This window comes from Lelliottia sp. GFLA7, from assembly GCF_056490165.1.
Genome location: NZ_JBWLAQ010000008.1, coordinates 93,279 through 111,205, shown reverse-complemented (window position 1 = coordinate 111,205; position 17,927 = coordinate 93,279). Strand labels below are relative to the sequence as shown.

General features: G+C 49.4%; 28 protein-coding genes. 6 read left to right on the top strand and 22 right to left on the bottom strand.

What is annotated here, in order from left to right:
* The first annotated feature begins 402 nt into the window (after window positions 1-402).
* Window positions 403-957 carry a gamma carbonic anhydrase family protein gene (locus AC07RN_RS18340; protein WP_478336997.1) on the top strand — a complete coding sequence of 185 codons (555 nt, stop codon included), beginning with the start codon at window positions 403-405 and terminating at the stop codon, window positions 955-957.
* Here AC07RN_RS18340 and AC07RN_RS18335 read toward each other — a convergent pair.
* The 6 genes from AC07RN_RS18335 to dprA are packed head-to-tail and all read right to left on the bottom strand — an operon-like array spanning window position 933 to window position 4,716.
* On the bottom strand, window positions 933-1,181 hold the full coding sequence (locus AC07RN_RS18335; protein ID WP_478336996.1) for a DUF1488 family protein: 249 nt from the start codon (window positions 1,179-1,181) through the stop codon (window positions 933-935). The two genes, AC07RN_RS18340 and AC07RN_RS18335, sit on opposite strands and share 25 nt — an antisense overlap.
* The gene (gene aroE, locus AC07RN_RS18330) at window positions 1,178-1,999 is read right to left on the bottom strand and encodes a shikimate dehydrogenase (RefSeq protein WP_478336995.1); all 822 of its coding nucleotides are present in this window, start codon (window positions 1,997-1,999) and stop codon (window positions 1,178-1,180) included. The genes AC07RN_RS18335 and aroE overlap by 4 nt, the downstream gene beginning before the upstream one ends.
* Window position 2,000: 1 nt before the next feature.
* Window positions 2,001-2,573 carry an L-threonylcarbamoyladenylate synthase type 1 TsaC gene (gene tsaC / locus AC07RN_RS18325; protein ID WP_449553350.1) on the bottom strand — a complete coding sequence of 191 codons (573 nt, stop codon included), beginning with the start codon at window positions 2,571-2,573 and terminating at the stop codon, window positions 2,001-2,003.
* A 4-nt stretch (window positions 2,574-2,577) separates the two neighbouring features.
* Window positions 2,578-3,120, bottom strand: coding sequence for a DNA topoisomerase family protein (locus tag AC07RN_RS18320; RefSeq protein WP_478336994.1), 543 nt, complete (start codon window positions 3,118-3,120; stop codon window positions 2,578-2,580).
* Window positions 3,121-3,146: 26 nt separating this feature from the next.
* On the bottom strand, window positions 3,147-3,620 hold the full coding sequence (gene smg / locus AC07RN_RS18315; protein WP_015960694.1) for a DUF494 family protein Smg: 474 nt from the start codon (window positions 3,618-3,620) through the stop codon (window positions 3,147-3,149).
* Window positions 3,592-4,716 carry a DNA-protecting protein DprA gene (gene dprA / locus AC07RN_RS18310; protein WP_478336993.1) on the bottom strand — a complete coding sequence of 375 codons (1,125 nt, stop codon included), beginning with the start codon at window positions 4,714-4,716 and terminating at the stop codon, window positions 3,592-3,594. The genes smg and dprA overlap by 29 nt, the downstream gene beginning before the upstream one ends.
* 127 nt (window positions 4,717-4,843) lie before the next feature.
* Between dprA and def the strand changes: the two genes are divergently transcribed.
* From def to mscL, 5 genes are all read left to right on the top strand, one after another.
* Window positions 4,844-5,353: a peptide deformylase gene (gene def / locus AC07RN_RS18305; protein ID WP_015960696.1), complete on the top strand. Its 510-nt coding sequence runs from the start codon at window positions 4,844-4,846 to the stop codon at window positions 5,351-5,353.
* A 27-nt stretch (window positions 5,354-5,380) separates the two neighbouring features.
* Complete coding sequence (gene fmt, locus AC07RN_RS18300; RefSeq protein ID WP_478336992.1) at window positions 5,381-6,328, top strand: methionyl-tRNA formyltransferase; 948 nt, start codon at window positions 5,381-5,383, stop codon at window positions 6,326-6,328.
* A gap of 50 nt (window positions 6,329-6,378) precedes the next feature.
* Window positions 6,379-7,665: a 16S rRNA (cytosine(967)-C(5))-methyltransferase RsmB gene (gene rsmB, locus AC07RN_RS18295; protein WP_478336991.1), complete on the top strand. Its 1,287-nt coding sequence runs from the start codon at window positions 6,379-6,381 to the stop codon at window positions 7,663-7,665.
* A 22-nt stretch (window positions 7,666-7,687) separates the two neighbouring features.
* Window positions 7,688-9,064, top strand: a complete 1,377-nt coding sequence (trkA, locus tag AC07RN_RS18290; RefSeq protein WP_015960699.1) for a Trk system potassium transporter TrkA — start codon at window positions 7,688-7,690, stop codon at window positions 9,062-9,064.
* 146 nt (window positions 9,065-9,210) lie between these two features.
* A complete protein-coding gene (gene mscL / locus AC07RN_RS18285) occupies window positions 9,211-9,624 on the top strand; it encodes a large-conductance mechanosensitive channel protein MscL (protein WP_478336990.1) in 414 nt (137 codons plus the stop codon).
* On the opposite strand, the gene AC07RN_RS18280 is transcribed toward mscL, so the two are convergent.
* The 16 genes from AC07RN_RS18280 to rpsN form a co-directional block, all read right to left on the bottom strand.
* Window positions 9,598-9,840 (bottom strand): alternative ribosome-rescue factor A, encoded by a 243-nt coding sequence (locus tag AC07RN_RS18280; RefSeq protein WP_015960701.1) that lies wholly within the window; start codon window positions 9,838-9,840, stop codon window positions 9,598-9,600. The genes mscL and AC07RN_RS18280 overlap by 27 nt on opposite strands.
* Before the next feature lie 57 nt (window positions 9,841-9,897).
* Window positions 9,898-10,323 carry a Zn(2+)-responsive transcriptional regulator gene (gene zntR, locus AC07RN_RS18275; RefSeq protein WP_478336989.1) on the bottom strand — a complete coding sequence of 142 codons (426 nt, stop codon included), beginning with the start codon at window positions 10,321-10,323 and terminating at the stop codon, window positions 9,898-9,900.
* 329 nt (window positions 10,324-10,652) lie between these two features.
* Window positions 10,653-11,039: a 50S ribosomal protein L17 gene (gene rplQ, locus AC07RN_RS18270; RefSeq protein WP_015960703.1), complete on the bottom strand. Its 387-nt coding sequence runs from the start codon at window positions 11,037-11,039 to the stop codon at window positions 10,653-10,655.
* A gap of 40 nt (window positions 11,040-11,079) precedes the next feature.
* Entirely contained in the window at window positions 11,080-12,069 is a 990-nt protein-coding gene (locus AC07RN_RS18265) for a DNA-directed RNA polymerase subunit alpha (RefSeq protein WP_002919219.1), read from the bottom strand.
* Window positions 12,070-12,094: 25 nt separating this feature from the next.
* Window positions 12,095-12,715: a 30S ribosomal protein S4 gene (gene rpsD, locus AC07RN_RS18260; protein WP_015960704.1), complete on the bottom strand. Its 621-nt coding sequence runs from the start codon at window positions 12,713-12,715 to the stop codon at window positions 12,095-12,097.
* A 34-nt stretch (window positions 12,716-12,749) separates the two neighbouring features.
* Window positions 12,750-13,139: a 30S ribosomal protein S11 gene (gene rpsK / locus AC07RN_RS18255; RefSeq protein WP_003863312.1), complete on the bottom strand. Its 390-nt coding sequence runs from the start codon at window positions 13,137-13,139 to the stop codon at window positions 12,750-12,752.
* A gap of 16 nt (window positions 13,140-13,155) precedes the next feature.
* Entirely contained in the window at window positions 13,156-13,512 is a 357-nt protein-coding gene (rpsM, locus tag AC07RN_RS18250) for a 30S ribosomal protein S13 (protein ID WP_003031135.1), read from the bottom strand.
* A gap of 146 nt (window positions 13,513-13,658) precedes the next feature.
* Window positions 13,659-13,775: a 50S ribosomal protein L36 gene (rpmJ, locus tag AC07RN_RS18245; RefSeq protein ID WP_015960705.1), complete on the bottom strand. Its 117-nt coding sequence runs from the start codon at window positions 13,773-13,775 to the stop codon at window positions 13,659-13,661.
* Between the two features lie 31 nt (window positions 13,776-13,806).
* Window positions 13,807-15,138, bottom strand: coding sequence for a preprotein translocase subunit SecY (secY, locus tag AC07RN_RS18240; protein ID WP_015960706.1), 1,332 nt, complete (start codon window positions 15,136-15,138; stop codon window positions 13,807-13,809).
* A gap of 7 nt (window positions 15,139-15,145) precedes the next feature.
* Complete coding sequence (gene rplO / locus AC07RN_RS18235) at window positions 15,146-15,580, bottom strand: 50S ribosomal protein L15 (protein ID WP_015960707.1); 435 nt, start codon at window positions 15,578-15,580, stop codon at window positions 15,146-15,148.
* 3 nt (window positions 15,581-15,583) lie between these two features.
* Window positions 15,584-15,763 carry a 50S ribosomal protein L30 gene (gene rpmD / locus AC07RN_RS18230; RefSeq protein ID WP_003863301.1) on the bottom strand — a complete coding sequence of 60 codons (180 nt, stop codon included), beginning with the start codon at window positions 15,761-15,763 and terminating at the stop codon, window positions 15,584-15,586.
* A gap of 6 nt (window positions 15,764-15,769) precedes the next feature.
* Window positions 15,770-16,270, bottom strand: coding sequence for a 30S ribosomal protein S5 (gene rpsE / locus AC07RN_RS18225; RefSeq protein ID WP_002438697.1), 501 nt, complete (start codon window positions 16,268-16,270; stop codon window positions 15,770-15,772).
* 14 nt (window positions 16,271-16,284) lie between these two features.
* Window positions 16,285-16,638, bottom strand: a complete 354-nt coding sequence (rplR, locus tag AC07RN_RS18220) for a 50S ribosomal protein L18 (protein WP_015960708.1) — start codon at window positions 16,636-16,638, stop codon at window positions 16,285-16,287.
* A gap of 9 nt (window positions 16,639-16,647) precedes the next feature.
* Entirely contained in the window at window positions 16,648-17,181 is a 534-nt protein-coding gene (rplF, locus tag AC07RN_RS18215; protein WP_006178917.1) for a 50S ribosomal protein L6, read from the bottom strand.
* Window positions 17,182-17,194: 13 nt separating this feature from the next.
* Window positions 17,195-17,587: a 30S ribosomal protein S8 gene (rpsH, locus tag AC07RN_RS18210; protein ID WP_006178918.1), complete on the bottom strand. Its 393-nt coding sequence runs from the start codon at window positions 17,585-17,587 to the stop codon at window positions 17,195-17,197.
* Between the two features lie 33 nt (window positions 17,588-17,620).
* A complete protein-coding gene (gene rpsN, locus AC07RN_RS18205; RefSeq protein ID WP_015960709.1) occupies window positions 17,621-17,926 on the bottom strand; it encodes a 30S ribosomal protein S14 in 306 nt (101 codons plus the stop codon).
* Window position 17,927 lies beyond the last annotated feature (1 nt).

Below are 17,927 nucleotides of genomic sequence, written 5' to 3'. Positions count from 1 at the left end.
GCGTCTTGCGACGTTTAGAATCCATGTCACTTTGAGTGCCCACACAGATTGTCTGATAAATTGTTAAAGAGCAGTGCAACGCGGCTTTCGCTCACCGTTGCGAGGTCCCGTATAATACGTTTTCCTCTTTCAGAGTCAATCCTTTATTTCAGCATTTTTCTCTTCAACCGAACCGGCTGTTTGTGTGAAGTGATTCACATCCGCCGTGTCGATGGAGGCGCATTATAGGGATCCCAGCTTTTAGCACAAGGCTTTTTTGGATCTTTTTTTCTGACTGCTGTTTTTCCACTCTTTTCGCTGAAATCCCACCCGATCTGCTTAAATATTGATGCATTTATCCCTTGCCCGAACCGGATAATGCGATCAAAGTCTTTTATATAGTGTTAATCAGTCGAGGTAGATATGTCCGTCGTATTGCGTCCCTTCAAAGACCTGTTCCCTCAGAAAGGCGATCGCGTGATGATCGATAGCAGTAGCGTCGTCGTTGGCGATGTCAGGATGGCCGATGATGTGAGCATCTGGCCGTTAGTCGCCATCAGGGGCGATGTGAACCATGTCATTATTGGCTCACGCACCAATATTCAAGATGGTAGCGTTCTGCATGTCACCCATAAATCCGCCCATAACCCCGAGGGATGTCCTCTGATCATTGGCGAAGATGTCACTATTGGTCATAAGGTGATGCTGCACGGCTGCACCATCGGCAATCGCGTGTTGGTCGGTATGGGATCGATTCTATTAGATGGGGTAATAGTAGAAGACGATATTATGATCGGGGCCGGGAGCCTGGTACCACAAAACAAACGCCTGGAAAGCGGCTACCTCTATCTAGGCAGCCCAGTAAAGCAAATCCGCCCCTTAAATGAAGCGGAGATCGCAGGGCTACAATACTCAGCGAATAATTACGTGAAATGGAAAGACGAATACCTGGATCAGGAAATCCAAATCCAGCCCTGATCGTCTTCTTGCTGATCCCGAATCAAATCGCTGGCTTCTTCTTCCAGATCCCAGCGATTATCTTTGAACACCTCAAGCGGTACAGCACCACCAAAACGGCGGAGTAATACTTCGCTTTTGATCGCGCAGATCAACTGCACACCATTTACCAAAGCTGGAAAACAGACGGCCTGTTTATCTTCATTCCAGACCTCTCTATCGGGGAAGTGAATTGCCTGATTCACGCCAGCAATTCCTGTTTTAGTATTTCAATAACAGGTTCCACTGCGGGTAATACACCATGCCAAAGTAGCACCGCATGCGCGGCTTGACCCACCAGCATTCCCAGTCCGTCCGACATATGTTTTGCACCCTGATCTTCACACCAGCTCAGGAAAGGTGTACTTCCTTTTTGATAGAACATGTCATAGAAGTAAACATGAGCTTTCACCAGAGAGGCTGGAATGGCTGGTACATCACCGGCAATACCGCTGGATGTGGCATTAATAATCAGGTCAAACTCATGTCCTTCCAAATCTTCCATCGCCACGGCACTGATACTCCCTGTGTGAGCAAAGAGTGTTGCAAGGTCTTTCGCCCGGGAATATGTTCGATTGGTAATTGTCACAGCGCAATCCAACGATAGAAGCGGAAGCAAAACTCCTCGGGATGCCCCGCCCGCTCCAATCAACAAAACCCGAGACCCTGGTTTAATGAAAGAGAGTCTTTCCAGATCGCTCAATAAACCAATGCCGTCGGTGTTATCACCAAGCAGACGCCCATCGTCCAACCGTTTAAGTGTATTCACCGCACCCGCGAGCGATGCACGTTCGGTCAACTCATCCGCTCGCTCAAAAGCGTCTTCTTTAAAAGGCACGGTAACATTTGCTCCCCTCGCCCCTTCGCAGAAAAAAGCATTGAGCGTAGCGAGGAAATCATCAACCGGCGCCAGGACACGATCATACGAATAGTCAATGTGCAGTTGCTGAGCAAATTGCTGATGAATGAATGGCGATTTACTGTGTGCAATTGGGTTACCAAATACAGCGTACTTCTCCATCATGTTACCCCTGGCGAAAACGCTCGCCGGTCAAAGCATCTCGGATTTCAGACGGATTCAGGCGTCCACCGGTTTCACCGACGACCACTGGAAAACCGTCACCAAACTGGGCCAGCACTTCTTGCGACGTGCGACAAGGCGGCAACCCTGTGAGGTTGGCACTGGTTGAAACGAGCGGCTTCCCAAAAGTCTCGCACAGTTCAACAACCAACGGATGATCTGTTACGCGAACAGCAAGTGAGTCAAAGCGCCCTGTCAACCAGCTCGGCGTAGAAGGCAGCGCCGGGAAAACAAAGGTTACCGGACCGGGCCAGGCGGAAAAAATAGTATTGCGCTGCTGCTCGGACAACATCGAGTCATCGATATAAGGTTTGAGCTGCTCGAAGTTTGCAGCAATCAAAATTAAGCCTTTTTCGACCGGACGCTGTTTGAGTTCTAGTAAACGAGTCACTGCCGTTTCGCTATCCGGATCGCATCCGACCCCAAACACGGCCTCAGTGGGATAAGCGATGACTTCTTCATTTTTTAGTACGTCCACCGCCTGCGCGATAGAGCCTAATGGATAATTATTATTCACAGGTTTAATCCGCCGAATCCGGCTTTCCACATTGTTTACTGGCGCAAAAGCGTTTGATGCCTTGTGCAGTTTTCTTCTCTATCAGGAGCGGATAATCGCAATGAGAGCATGTACCCGCAACTGGCTTAAAATTGATAACGAATTGGCATTCAGGATAGCGATCGCAGGAATGAAAAGTTTTACCGAAACGGGAGCGACGTTGGACTAACTGCCCTTGTTGACACTGTGGACAGGCTATCGCTGTTTCATCTGGCTTATCGATCTGTTCTGTATGTTCACATTCAGGGTAATGGCTACATCCGATAAACATGCCAAAACGTCCCTGGCGCAACGCGAGATTCGCGCCACATAATGGGCACGTTTGCCCTTCCAGAATTTTCACGATATGCCCGTCCGCCTGATTTTTCAGGGGACGGACATAGTCACATTCCGGATAGTGTGAACAACCGAGAAACGGACCGTGTTTCCCGGACCGAATGACAAGTTCAGCCCCACATTGTGGGCAGGGCTCTTGATTACGCACCGTAAACAGTGCTGATTTGGCCATAACAACTCTTGGAGCAATGTAATGAATTAATGAAGCATACCTTCATTCACTTCAAAGAGTAATTCTTCCATTTGCTGATAGGCGTTTTCACAACCAGGGATGTTGAAAAGAACCATCAGAATGACCCATTTAAGGTCTTCCAGTTCGAATTCTGCAGTATCCAGCGCCATGACGCGCTCTATCACCATTTCTCGCGTTTCGAGGTTTAGCACCTGGATTTGCTCCAGGAATAAAACGAATCCCCGGCAGCTGGCATCCAGCCTTTCACATTCTTCAGCCGTGTAGATACGCACGGACAAAGGATCGGAAGCAAGCTGCATTGGTTCGACAAGCCCTTCCTGATAATCAGCCAGTTTCTCTAGCCACAACAATGCGTTATAAATATCTTCCCGCTCAAATCCTGCATCGGTAAGATCCCGCGTCAGTCGGTCCTGGTCCACGCGCATTTCTGCTTCGTTATGGATGTAAGTCTCAAACAAATACATCAGTACGTCGAACATGGCATGCCCTCCTTAATCGGACATAGCCGCCGGGTACAGCTGCGATCCATCCTGCTAACTCCAGTTCCAGTAGCTGTGCTACCGTTACTGGCACAGATTGGCCGGCACGTTCAGCGACAACGTCAACAGGTGTTACCTCATCTCCTACGTTAGCCAGGAGCTCAGGAAATGGCAATGCTACCTCCTCCTGATCTGATGAATAAAGTGCCATTTCCGGTTCATTGGGTATCCAATTCAATCCATATCGCAAATTTTCGAGAATTTCCTCGGCACTTGTTACAGGCGTTGCCCCCTGCTTAATCAGCCAATGAGGGCCTTCACATCCTGGGTTGCCTATCGGCCCTGGCAACGCAAAAACTTCTCGCCCTTGCTCAAGGGCACATTTGGCGGTCACAAGCGATCCACTTCGCAACGCCGCCTCGACGACGAATACGCCGTGGCTCAAACCGCTGATAATGCGGTTACGCCGAGGGAAATTGCCGGGCCAGGGTGGCGTCGCGAGGGGAAACTCAGAAATAACCGCCCCTCCGGTTTCGATAATTTTGTCCGCAAGGGAAGCATGTCGTTTAGGGTAAATACCGGACAGGCCGTTACCCAGCACCGCGATAGTCTTACCCTGTCCAGAAAGCGCAGCCCGATGAGCAACTCCATCAATGCCACACGCCAACCCACTGGTAATTGTGAACCCGTTGCGCGCCAGATGTTCGCAGAATATGTTCCCCCACCTTTCCCCGTACCAGGAAGGGGAGCGGCTGCCGACGACGGCGAGTTGAAAGCTACTTAACACGTCGATACTGCCATTCACAAACAACGCGCCGGGATAGTCGGATAGGCTTCGCAAACGTGGCGGATAAAGAGGGCTGTCAGCTGGAATCAGATAATGCCCCGCTCGTTCTAGCCAGTTAAAAGAACGTTCGAGTTCGGCTTCTTTTACACACAAAAAATTGCGGGCCTGCTTCATCGTTAGGCCAACATTTTTCAACGTTGTTTCGTCAATACTTTCGCGCGTCGCCAGATTTTGTGCAGCACCCAGCATCGTGTCACCACATAAATCCCCGACGTTCATCAGACGTAACCATATCTCTGTGGAAGTCATCCTTTTCCCTGCCATAAGCAGCCTCAGCAATCTTTGCGATTGGTTAGGGATGCTGTCAATCAGCAGGGGATTTGTCTAGAATAGAGGTAATAATCTTTTCAACTCCTGAACACGACTCTGGAAATTTATGGCAGTTTTGCAAGTGTTACATATCCCGGACGAGCGCCTTCGCATCGTTGCTGAACCGGTAAAAGAAGTGAATGCAGAAATTCAGCGTATCGTTGATGATATGTTCGATACGATGTACGCAGAAGAAGGCATTGGTCTCGCGGCAACGCAGGTTGATATTCATAAACGCATCATCGTTATCGACGTATCTGAAAACCGCGAAGAGCGCCTGGTATTGATCAATCCAGAGCTGCTTGAGCAGAGCGGCGAAACCGGAATTGAGGAAGGCTGCCTGTCTATTCCAGAACAGCGCGCTCTGGTTCCTCGTGCCGAGAAGGTCAAAATCCGTGCGCTGGATCGCGACGGTAAGTCATTTGAACTGGAAGCGGACGATTTGCTCGCGATCTGTATTCAGCATGAGATGGACCACTTAGTCGGTAAGCTGTTTATCGATTATCTCTCTCCCCTGAAACAGCAGCGTATTCGTCAGAAGGTCGAGAAACTGGATCGTATGCGCACACGCGCATAACGTGCCCCTTCGGATACAAGGAATAACGTGTCTAAAAAGCTACGCATAATTTTCGCGGGAACACCTGACTTCGCAGCGCGTCACCTTGATGCGCTGTTATCTTCCGGCCATCAGATTGTTGGTGTGTTTACCCAGCCGGACCGCCCTGCTGGTCGTGGCAAAAAACTGATGCCTGGCCCAGTTAAAGTCCTCGCTGAAAAACATAACTTACCGGTATTTCAGCCTGTATCCTTGCGCCCTCAAGAAAATCAGCAGCTTGTCTCTGAACTTAATGCTGATGTCATGGTTGTGGTGGCATACGGATTAATTTTGCCAAAAGCCGTACTTGATATGCCACGTATCGGCTGCATTAATGTGCACGGTTCCCTGCTTCCTCGCTGGCGCGGCGCGGCGCCAATCCAGCGTTCATTGTGGGCGGGTGATAGCGAAACGGGTGTCACCATTATGCGGATGGATGTCGGGCTGGATACGGGAGACATGCTTTACAAACTGGCGTGCCCGATTACGGCAGAAGATACCAGCGCAACGTTGTATGACAAACTTGCGGACCTCGGCCCGCAAGGCCTCATCGAAACGTTGCAGCAACTCGCCGACGGTAAAGCGCAGCCTGAAGTTCAGGACGAAGCCTTCGTGACCTACGCAGAGAAACTCAGTAAAGAAGAAGCGCAACTCGACTGGTCGCTTTCTGCAGCACAGTTGGAACGTTGCATCCGCGCATTTAATCCCTGGCCAATGAGCTGGATGACCATTGACGAGCAGCCTGTAAAAATCTGGAAAGCTTCCGTTATCAATCGAGAAGCTAAAGCGGAACCAGGCACCATTATTGAAGCAACCCGAGAAGGTATTCAGGTTGCAACCGCAGACGGCATTCTCAATCTGGAATCGCTACAACCTGCTGGTAAAAAAGCCATGAGCGCGCAAGATCTGCTGAATTCTCGTCGCGAGTGGTTTACACCAGGCACACGTCTTGCCTGATTATATTTAATCTAAGGCCCGGTTTTCCGGGCATTTTTATTTTTGCGGTTATGAAAAAACAAAATCTTCGCAGCATGGCGGCAAGTGCCATCGAGAAAGTGGTCGAACAGGGTCAATCTCTGAGTAATATCCTGCCACCGCTTCAACAAAAAGTGTCCGATAAAGATAAAGCCCTGCTCCAGGAGCTGTGCTTTGGTGTGCTACGCACGCTCCCACAACAGGAATGGCTCATCAGTAAGCTGATGTCCAGGCCAATGACAGGCAAGCAGCGCACCATCCATTATTTAATTATGGTGGGTTTCTACCAGTTGCTTCATACCCGAATTCCGCCTCATGCTGCATTGGCCGAAACCGTTGAAGGGGCTGTTGTGATCAAGCGCCCGCAACTGAAGGGCTTGATTAACGGCGTGTTACGTCAATTCCAGCGTCAACAGGAAGAGCTGCTGGCGGAGTTTGCAGATTCTGATAAGCGTTTTCTACATCCTGAGTGGCTACTGAAGCGCCTGCAGAAAGCTTACCCATGCAAGTGGGAGGCAATAGTTGAGGCGAATAATCAACGTCCTCCTATGTGGCTGCGCGTAAATCGTAATCATCATACTCGCGATGAATGGCTGGCTTTGCTGGAAACAGCCGAGATGAACGGCTTTACACATGATGCCTATCCCGATGCAATACGCCTTGCCTCCCCAGCCCCAGTGCAAGCCCTGCCGGGATTCGAGCAAGGATGGGTGACAGTCCAGGACGCTTCAGCACAAGGTTGTATGACCTATCTTGAGCCGCAAAACGGCGATCGTATTCTTGATCTCTGTGCAGCACCTGGCGGTAAAACGACACATATTCTTGAAGTCGCTCCTAAAGCCAGCGTCATGGCTGTCGATGTTGATGAGCAACGACTTTCTCGCGTATACGACAACTTAAAACGCCTGGGAATGAAAGCAGAAGTCAAACAGGGTGACGGACGGACGCCTGCACAGTGGTGCGGGGATGAACAGTTTGATCGTATTTTGGTCGATGCCCCCTGCTCTGCGACCGGCGTTATTCGCCGACACCCAGACATCAAATGGCTACGCCGGGATCGTGATATTAACGAACTGGCGCAACTTCAAAGCGAAATCCTTGACGCCGTTTGGCCGCATCTTAAACCTGGCGGTACATTGGTTTACGCAACCTGCTCAGTCCTTCCAGAAGAAAATAGCCAACAGATTGCTGCATTCCTGAAACGTACATCTAATGCCACTCTGCGGACTACCGGTACTCTCGATAAACCTGGCGTACAAAACCTTCCTGGAGCAGAAGACGGTGATGGCTTCTTTTACGCTAAGCTAATCAAAGAGTGATATTTAAAACAGGTCGCAATCTATGAAGATTATCATTCTGGGTGCTGGGCAGGTCGGCGGAACGCTGGCGGAAAACCTTGTGGGTGAGAATAACGACATCACCATCGTCGACGTCAATGGAGACCGTCTTCGTGAGCTGCAGGATAAATTCGATCTGCGTGTAGTTCAGGGTCATGGCTCCCATCCTCGAGTACTCCGTGAGGCAGGAGCGGATGACGCTGACATGCTGGTTGCAGTCACCAGTTCTGATGAAACGAACATGATTGCCTGCCAGGTCGCTTTTTCGTTGTTCAATACCCCAAATCGTATTGCCCGTATACGATCCCCAGATTACGTCCGTGATGCAGATAAACTGTTCAACTCAGATGCGGTTCCGATCGATCATCTCATCGCTCCGGAACAGCTGGTTATCGACAGTATTTATCGACTGATAGAATATCCGGGTGCGCTGCAGGTTGTTAACTTCGCTGAGGGCAAAGTTAGCCTGGCGGTCGTTAAAGCCTATTATGGCGGGCCTCTGATTGGTAACGCATTGTCTACTATGCGCGAACACATGCCGCATATTGATACTCGCGTGGTAGCAATATTTCGTCATGACAGACCCATTCGCCCGCAGGGTTCAACCATCGTTGAGGCGGGTGATGAAGTGTTCTTTATTGCAGCATCTCAGCATATTCGCGCCGTAATGAGTGAACTCCAACGACTGGAAAAACCTTACAAGCGTATCATGCTGGTTGGGGGCGGTAATATTGGCGCAGGTCTTGCCCACCGGCTCGAGAAAGATTACAGCGTAAAATTGATCGAGCGCGATCAACAACGTGCCGCTGAATTAGCAGAGAAACTGCAAAATACGATCGTTTTTTATGGCGATGCTTCGGATCAAGAGTTACTGGCCGAAGAACATATCGATCAAGTTGATCTGTTTATTGCCGTCACTAATGATGATGAAGCGAACATTATGTCAGCGATGCTGGCTAAACGTATGGGCGCTAAAAAGGTGATGGTGCTCATTCAGCGCCGTGCCTACGTCGATCTTGTGCAGGGCAGTGTTATTGATATCGCCATCTCTCCGCAGCAGGCAACCATTTCCGCTTTGTTAAGCCATGTCCGTAAAGCTGATATTGTGGGTGTTTCCTCTCTTCGCCGTGGTGTAGCAGAAGCGATAGAAGCGGTCGCGCATGGGGATGAAACGACGTCTCGCGTTGTAGGTCGTGCTATCGATGAAATCAAGTTGCCGCCAGGCACAATTATCGGAGCCGTCGTTCGGGGTAATGACGTCATGATCGCTAATGATAATCTTCGTATCGAACAGGGTGATCATGTCATTATGTTCCTGACAGACAAAAAATTTATTAGCGACGTAGAACGTTTATTCCAGCCCAGTCCTTTCTTCCTGTAGCGATAAGAGGTGCTTTTCGAGAGCACCTTTTACATTAACCTTTTATTTTATAATGATTAACTTTAGTAGCGATTATTTATCCCCAATGGAAATTGGCTAATCATTTGTTAGACTTAACTTTATCTGTTGGCTTAAGGAGAAAGAAAATGAGTATTGTTAAAGAGTTTCGCGAATTTGCGATGCGTGGGAATGTAGTGGACCTCGCAGTGGGTGTGATTATTGGTGCAGCATTCGGCAAGATTGTTTCATCTTTGGTTGCCGACATCATTATGCCGCCGTTGGGTCTTTTAATTGGCGGGATTGATTTCAAACAGTTCGCTGTCACTCTGAGGGATGCGCAAGGCGATATTCCTGCAGTGGTGATGCACTACGGCGTGTTTATCCAAAACGTGTTCGATTTTGTCATTGTTGCATTTGCAATCTTCATGGCGATTAAACTGATCAACAGATTGAATCGCAAAAAAGAAGAACCGGCAGCGGTGCCTCCGGTCCCTTCCAAGGAAGAGGTTTTGTTGACTCAAATTCGCGATCTGTTAAAAGAACAGAACAACCGTATTTAATCGGGCGCGTAAAGTCAGAAGGCCAGCGGTAAAAAAGCGATTCACTTTCTTACCGCTGGCCTCCCAGTTACCCTTCTTAGCATGTTTCCCTTTTCGTAAGAAACTCCCTTTCCCCTTTTTGTTCTTTTCAACGCGTTGTCTAAATAAAGGATCGTGAAGTAATGCCTCTATGGCGTTATCTTTGATTTGCCCTTTCTTGTGCTGATAATGGCTCATTACATCTCCAGATTGTGTATAAAATCGGCGTGAGTGTAGATCCTCAGTTTTAAGAAATCAACAACCACGGTGTATTCCGCTAGCGCCTTGCTCCAGCGTTTCGAGAATAGAGCAGTAAACGCTGCTGTGCGAACTTCCGCAACACGCATCATTAAGACGCTGCAACGAACGCTGCATCACTTGCAACTCCTCGATTCGTAACTCGACTTCATTCAACCTGGCCTGCACGATGCTTTTAGATTCCTGACAAGTATGGTGTGTAGGATCGATGCGGATCGAAAGTAACTCACGGATCGAATCCAGTGTAAAACCAAGCTGTCTTCCATAACGGATAAACTTGAGTCGTTGAAGATCGGTTTCGGTATAAAGCCGGAACCCGCCTTCCGTACGAACTTTGTGTTCCATCATCTGCTGCTTTTCGTAATATCGAATGGTGTCTGGCGTAACGTCAGCCAATTTTGCGAGTTCACCGATGCGGTACATAGTCTGCCCTCATTAATTTTTCAACGGCCTAGATTGTCATCATACAAGAAAACACAGTTATGTGGACCTATTGCTGGTTATCTCAATCAGCGTCATGAAAACTCAGCGCAGCATGATGCCTCACTACAACAGTTAAAACTGTTGTCAGATAACTACCAAGATTGCAGAGGCTGCGAGTCAGTTTCTGCGCTTGAATTGACCAGAATAAACGAGCAGTACTACATAAAAGGAATTAAGAACGAAGGAAGATAAATATGACTGGGGATAGGTGGGGAACCTTTAAGATATAAAAAAACCCGCCGAAGCGGGTTTTTCTACGTTACTACAGATTACTCTGCAGTAGCTTCTGCTTTAGATTCAGAACGATCAACCAGCTCGATGTAAGCCATCGGAGCGTTGTCGCCTGCACGGAAGCCACACTTCAGAATACGAGTGTAACCACCGGCACGGCTCGCGAAACGCGGGCCCAATTCGTTAAACAGTTTTGCCACGATCTCGTTATCACGAGTGCGGGCGAATGCCAGACGACGATTTGCAACGCTGTCAGTCTTGGCAAGAGTAATCAGTGGCTCAACTACACGACGCAGCTCTTTCGCTTTAGGCAGGGTCGTCTTGATGATCTCATGACGAACCAGTGAACCTGCCATGTTGCGGAACATAGCCTGGCGATGGCTGCTGTTACGGTTCAGTTGACGACCACTCTTACGATGGCGCATGACCTTATCCTTCTCAGTAAAACCTTAACCTGTGATCCGGTTACTCGTCAGCAATGCTTGCTGGTGGCCAGTTTTCCAGGCGCATGCCCAGAGACAGACCACGGGAAGCCAGCACGTCTTTAATCTCAGTAAGAGATTTTTTACCCAGGTTCGGCGTTTTCAGCAACTCAACCTCGGTACGCTGTACCAGATCACCGATATAGTGGATAGCTTCTGCCTTAAGGCAGTTAGCAGAGCGGACAGTCAATTCCAGATCGTCAACAGGGCGCAGCAAGATCGGATCGAACTCTGGTTTCTCTTCTTTAACTTCTGGCTGACGAACATCACGTAGGTCAACAAAAGCTTCAAGTTGTTCTGCCAGAATGGTTGCCGCACGACGAATCGCCTCTTCAGGATCGATTGTGCCGTTGGTTTCCATTTCGATGACCAGCTTGTCCAGGTCGGTACGCTGTTCGACACGAGCTGCTTCAACATTGTAGGCGATACGCTCTACAGGGCTGTAACATGCATCAACGAGCAGACGGCCAATTGGGCGCTCATCTTCTTCCGAATGAATTCGGGCAGAAGCCGGCACATAACCACGACCGCGCTGAACTTTGATACGCATGCTAATCGCTGCGTTCTCATCGGTCAGGTGGCAGATCACGTGCTGCGGCTTGACGATTTCAACATCACCATCATGGGTGATATCGGCTGCAGTCACAGGGCCAATGCCAGATTTATTCAGAGTAAGGATAACTTCATCTTTCCCCTGAACTCTCACCGCCAGCCCTTTCAGGTTGAGCAGGATTTCAAGGATATCTTCCTGAACGCCTTCTTTGGTGCTGTACTCATGGAGTACACCATCAATCTCAACTTCGGTTACCGCACAACCCGGCATCGACGAGAGCAGAATACGGCGCAGTGCGTTACCCAGAGTATGGCCAAAGCCACGCTCTAAAGGCTCAAGGGTCACCTTGGCGTGCGTCGAACTCACTTGCTCGATATCTACCAGGCGCGGTTTTAGAAACTCTGTCACAGAACCCTGCATTGTGTCCTCTCTTTGGTACTAAGCTTTACTTGGAGTAAAGCTCAACGATCAGGTGTTCGTTAATGTCCGCAGACAGATCAGAACGTTCCGGCTGACGCTTGAACGTACCTTCCATCTTGCTAGCATCAACTTCCAGCCAGGTTGGCTTTTCACGCTGCTCAGCCAGCTCGAGAGCTGCTTTCACGCGAGATTGCTTTTTCGCTTTCTCACGAATGCAAACAACGTCATTCGCTTTAACCTGATAAGAAGCGATGTTAACAACACGACCGTTTACCATGATTGCTTTATGGCTAACCAGCTGACGAGATTCAGCACGAGTAGCACCGAAGCCCATACGGTAAACAACGTTGTCCAGACGACCTTCCAGCAGAGCCAACAGGTTTTCACCGGTATTGCCTTTAAGACGCGCTGCTTCTTTATAGTAGTTACGGAACTGACGCTCCAGCACACCGTAGGTACGGCGAACTTTCTGCTTTTCACGCAACTGCACACCATAGTCAGACAGACGCGGTTTACGCGCACCGTGCTGGCCAGGAGCTTGTTCAATTTTACACTTGGTATCGATCGCGCGAACGCCAGACTTAAGGAATAAGTCGGTGCCCTCACGACGGCTCAGCTTGAGCTTAGGACCCAAATATCTTGCCATTTTCTATCTCCAACAATCCTAGAAAACGTAAGCGTTATACGCGACGTTTTTTCGGCGGACGACAACCGTTATGAGGGATCGGAGTCACATCAGTAATATTAGTGATGCGGAAACCAGCGGCGTTCAGAGCACGAACAGTTGATTCGCGACCCGGACCCGGACCTTTGACCATAACTTCCAGATTCTTGATACCGTATTCTTTTACGGCTTCTGCACAACGCTCTGCTGCAACCTGGGCTGCGAACGGAGTCGATTTGCGAGAACCACGGAAACCGGAACCACCGGCTGTTGCCCAACCCAATGCGTTACCCTGACGATCAGTAATAGTAACGATGGTGTTGTTAAAAGAAGCATGGATATGAGCCACGCCGTCAGAGACTTGTTTTCTTACACGCTTACGTGCACGAACTGGTGCCTTTGCCATTATTCAATCACCCCGATTATTTCTTGATCGGTTTGCGCGGACCCTTACGGGTACGTGCGTTGGTCTTGGTGCGCTGGCCGCGAACCGGGAGACCACGACGATGACGCAAACCGCGATAGCAACCAAGGTCCATAAGGCGCTTGATGCTCATGCTAACTTCACGGCGCAGATCACCTTCAACGACAAATTTGGCAACTTCGTCACGCAGCGTGTCGATTTGTTCTTCAGACAGCTCACTGATCTTAACATCTTCAGCGATACCCGCTGCAGCCAAAATGGCTTTGGAACGGGTCTTGCCGACGCCATAGATCGAAGTTAATGCGATCACAGCATGTTTTTGATCAGGAATGTTAATGCCTGCTATACGGGCCACTATGCACTCCTACTATTTAATATGTACGTACCATGCTGAAAAGCCCGTTTTCAGGATACTCAAATGGATACGCACAGACATACAAAAGATTGGCTGGCTAATCTAGCCAGCTCAACCCAACTTTGCAAGAAAAATATGCGAAATAATCAGCCTTGACGCTGTTTATGTTTCGGCTCGGCACTGCAAATCACGCGAATAACACCTTCACGCTTAACGATTTTGCAGTTACGGCATAATTTCTTGACGGAAGCACGAACTTTCATTTTTACTCTCCGTAACTTCTCGGGCGACCAATTAACGGCCGTAGCCTTTCAGGTTCGCCTTCTTCAAGGCAGACTCATACTGACTTGACATCATAAGAGTTTGCACTTGAGCCATAAAGTCCATAATCACGACGACAACGATAAGCAGTGAAGTCCCACCGAAGTAGAACGGTACTTTCATCGCATCACGCATGAACTCCGGGATCAGGCAGATAAAGGTAATGTACAGTGCACCAACCAAGGTCAGGCGCGTCATTACTTTATCAATATACTTCGCCGTTTGCTCTCCCGGACGAATTCCTGGTACAAATGCACCGGACTTCTTCAGGTTATCTGCTGTCTCACGCGGATTGAAAACCAACGCCGTGTAAAAGAAACAGAAGAATATGATTGCAGACGCATAGAGTAACACATAAAGCGGTTGCCCAGGCTGCAAATACAGCGAAATTGTTGTCAGCCAGTTCCAACCGGTTCCGCCCCCAAACCATGACGCGATGGTCGCCGGGAACAGAATAATACTGGAAGCAAAGATTGCCGGGATTACACCCGCCATATTTACTTTCAGCGGTAAATGTGTGCTCTGTGCAGCATAGACACGACGTCCTTGTTGACGTTTAGCATAGTTCACCACAATGCGGCGTTGACCACGTTCAACGAAGACAACAAAGAAGGTCACTGCGAATACTAATACTGCAACCAATAGCAACAGGAGGAAGTGCAGTTCGCCTTGACGCGCTTGCTCAATTGTATGGGCAATGGCTGGCGGGAGTCCCGCAACGATACCAGCGAAGATAATGATCGAGATACCGTTGCCGATACCTCGTTCAGTAATCTGTTCGCCGAGCCACATCAGGAACATTGTTCCTGTGACCAGACTAACAACAGCGGTGAAATAGAATGCAAAGCCAGGGTTAATGACCAAGCCTTGCATACCAGGCATATTCGGTAAACCGGTAGCAATACCGATTGACTGGAATATTGCCAGCACCAGAGTGCCGTAACGGGTGTACTGGCTGATCTTACGACGACCAGACTCCCCTTCTTTCTTCAGCTCTGCGAGGGCCGGATGAACGACCGTTAACAGCTGTATGATAATCGATGCCGAAATATACGGCATGATACCCAGTGCAAAGATAGAAGCACGGCTGAGAGCACCACCAGAGAACATGTTAAACATTTCAATGATGGTGCCTCGCTGTTGCTCAAGCAGTTTGGCAAGTACAGCGGCATCGATACCAGGGATCGGAATAAAAGAGCCAATACGGAAAACGATTAGCGCACCAACAACAAACAAAAGTCTGCGTTTCAGTTCGCCAAATCCACCCTTGGCACTTTGAAAATCTAATCCCGGTTGCTTAGCCATCTGCTACTTATTCCTCAATTGTACCGCCAGCAGCTTCGATAGCAGCACGAGCGCCTTTAGAAACACGCAGACCACGTACAGTTACCGGAGTAGAAACTTCACCAGCCAGGATCACTTTCGCGAACTCAATCTGGATACCGATAATGTTTGCAGCTTTCAGCGTATTCAGGTCTACAACGCCGCCTTCAACTTTCGCCAGGTCAGACAGACGAATTTCGGCTGTGATCGCTGATTTGCGAGAAGTGAAACCGAATTTCGGCAGACGACGGTACAGTGGCATCTGGCCACCCTCGAAACCGCGACGTACGCCACCGCCAGAACGAGAGTTCTGACCTTTGTGACCACGACCACCGGTTTTACCGAGGCCAGAACCGATACCACGACCAAGGCGTTTACCCGCCTTTTTAGAGCCTTCGGCTGGAGACAGAGTATTTAAACGCATCTCTTACTCCTCAACTTTAACCATGAAGTAAACCGCGTTGACCATACCACGAACAGCGGGAGTATCCTCACGCTCAACGGTATGACCAATACGACGCAGACCCAGGCCAAGCAGCGTTGCCTTGTGTTTCGGCAGACGACCGATTGCACTGCGGGTTTGAGTGATTTTAATAGTCTTTGCCATGGTCAATTACCCCAGAATTTCTTCAACGGATTTACCACGCTTGGCAGCGACCATTTCTGGAGAATTCATATTTTCCAGGCCATCAATAGTTGCACGAACCACGTTAATCGGGTTGGTGGAACCATATGCTTTGGCCAGAACGTTATGAACTCCAGCGACTTCCAGGACGGCGCGCATTGCACCACCGGCAATAATACCGGTACCTTCAGAAGCCGGCTGCATGAAGACACGAGAACCCGTGTGAACACCTTTTACAGGGTGTTGCAGGGTGCCGTGGTTCAGCGCGACGTTAATCATATTGCGACGGGCTTTTTCCATCGCTTTCTGGATCGCTGCTGGAACTTCACGCGCTTTACCGTAACCAAAACCAACGCGACCATTACCATCACCAACAACAGTCAGAGCTGTGAAGGAGAAAATACGACCACCTTTTACGGTTTTAGATACGCGGTTAACCGCGATCAGCTTTTCCTGCAGTTCGCCAGCCTGTTTTTCGATGTGAGCCATCTTACACCTCTACCTTAGAACTGAAGGCCAGCTTCACGGGCAGCATCTGCCAGTGCCTGGACACGACCATGATATTGGAACCCGGAACGGTCAAAGGACACAACTTTGATGCCTTTTTCCAGAGCGCGTTCAGCAACAGCTTTACCAACAGCTGCGGCAGCGTCTTTGTTACCGGTGTACTTCAATTGTTCTGTAATAGCTTTTTCTACTGTAGAAGCAGCTACCAGAACTTCAGAACCGTTCGGTGCAATTACCTGTGCGTAAATATGACGCGGGGTACGATGTACCACCAGGCGAGTTGCACCCAGCTCTTTGAGCTTGCGGCGTGCGCGGGTCGCACGACGGATACGAGCAGATTTCTTATCCATAGTGTTACCTTACTTCTTCTTAGCCTCTTTGGTACGCACGACTTCGTCGGCGTAACGAACACCCTTGCCTTTATAAGGCTCAGGACGACGGTAGGCGCGCAGATCTGCTGCAACCTGGCCGATCAGCTGTTTATCCGCGCCTTTCAGCACGATTTCAGTCTGGGTCGGACATTCTGCAGTGATACCGGCCGGCAGCGGATGCTCAACAGGGTGTGAGAAGCCCAGAGACAGGCCTACTGCATTCCCTTTGATCGCTGCACGATAACCTACACCAACTAGTTGAAGCTTTTTAGTGAAGCCTTCGGTAACACCAACTACCATTGAGTTCAGCAGTGCACGCGCGGTGCCAGCCTGAGCCCATCCGTCTACGAAACCATCTCGCGGACCGAAGGTCAGAGCATTATCTGCATGTTTAACTTCAACAGCATTGTTGAGGGTACGAGTCAGCTCGCCATTTTTACCTTTGATCGTAATAACCTGACCGTCGATTTTTACATCAACGCCGGCAGGAATAACGACCGGTGCTTTAGCAACACGAGACATTGTTATCCTCCGATTAGGCTACGTAGCAGATAATTTCGCCACCAAGACCAGCTTGGCGCGCTGCACGATCAGTCATAACACCTTTAGAGGTAGAAACAACTGCGATACCCAGACCAGCCATAACTTTAGGCAGCTCATCTTTTTTCTTATAGATGCGCAGGCCTGGGCGGCTGACACGCTGAATGCTTTCTACAACAGCTTTACCCTGGAAATACTTAAGAGTAAGTTCCAGTTCCGGCTTGGTGTCGCCTTCAACTTTAAAATCTTCGATAAAACCTTCTTCCTTCAGCACATTGGCAATTGCCACTTTCAGCTTGGCGGAAGGCATGGTGACCGCAACTTTGTTCGCGGCCTGACCGTTACGGATACGGGTCAGCATATCCGCGATCGGATCTTGCATGCTCATCTGTCTTTACTCCCGTGATTCAATTGGTGACAATTACCAGCTAGCCTTTTTCAGACCCGGGATTTCACCGCGCATAGCGGCTTCACGGACCTTAATACGGCTCAACCCGAACTTCCGCAGGAAAGCGTGCGGACGACCAGTTTGACGACAGCGGTTACGCTGACGAGACGGGCTGGAATCACGCGGCAGAGACTGCAGCTTCAGAACTGCATTCCAACGGTCTTCGTCGGAAGCGTTCACATCAGAGATGATCGCTTTCAGTTCAGCGCGTTTAGCGAAGAATTTATCAGCTAAAGCTACGCGCTTTACTTCGCGTGCTTTCATTGATTGCTTAGCCATT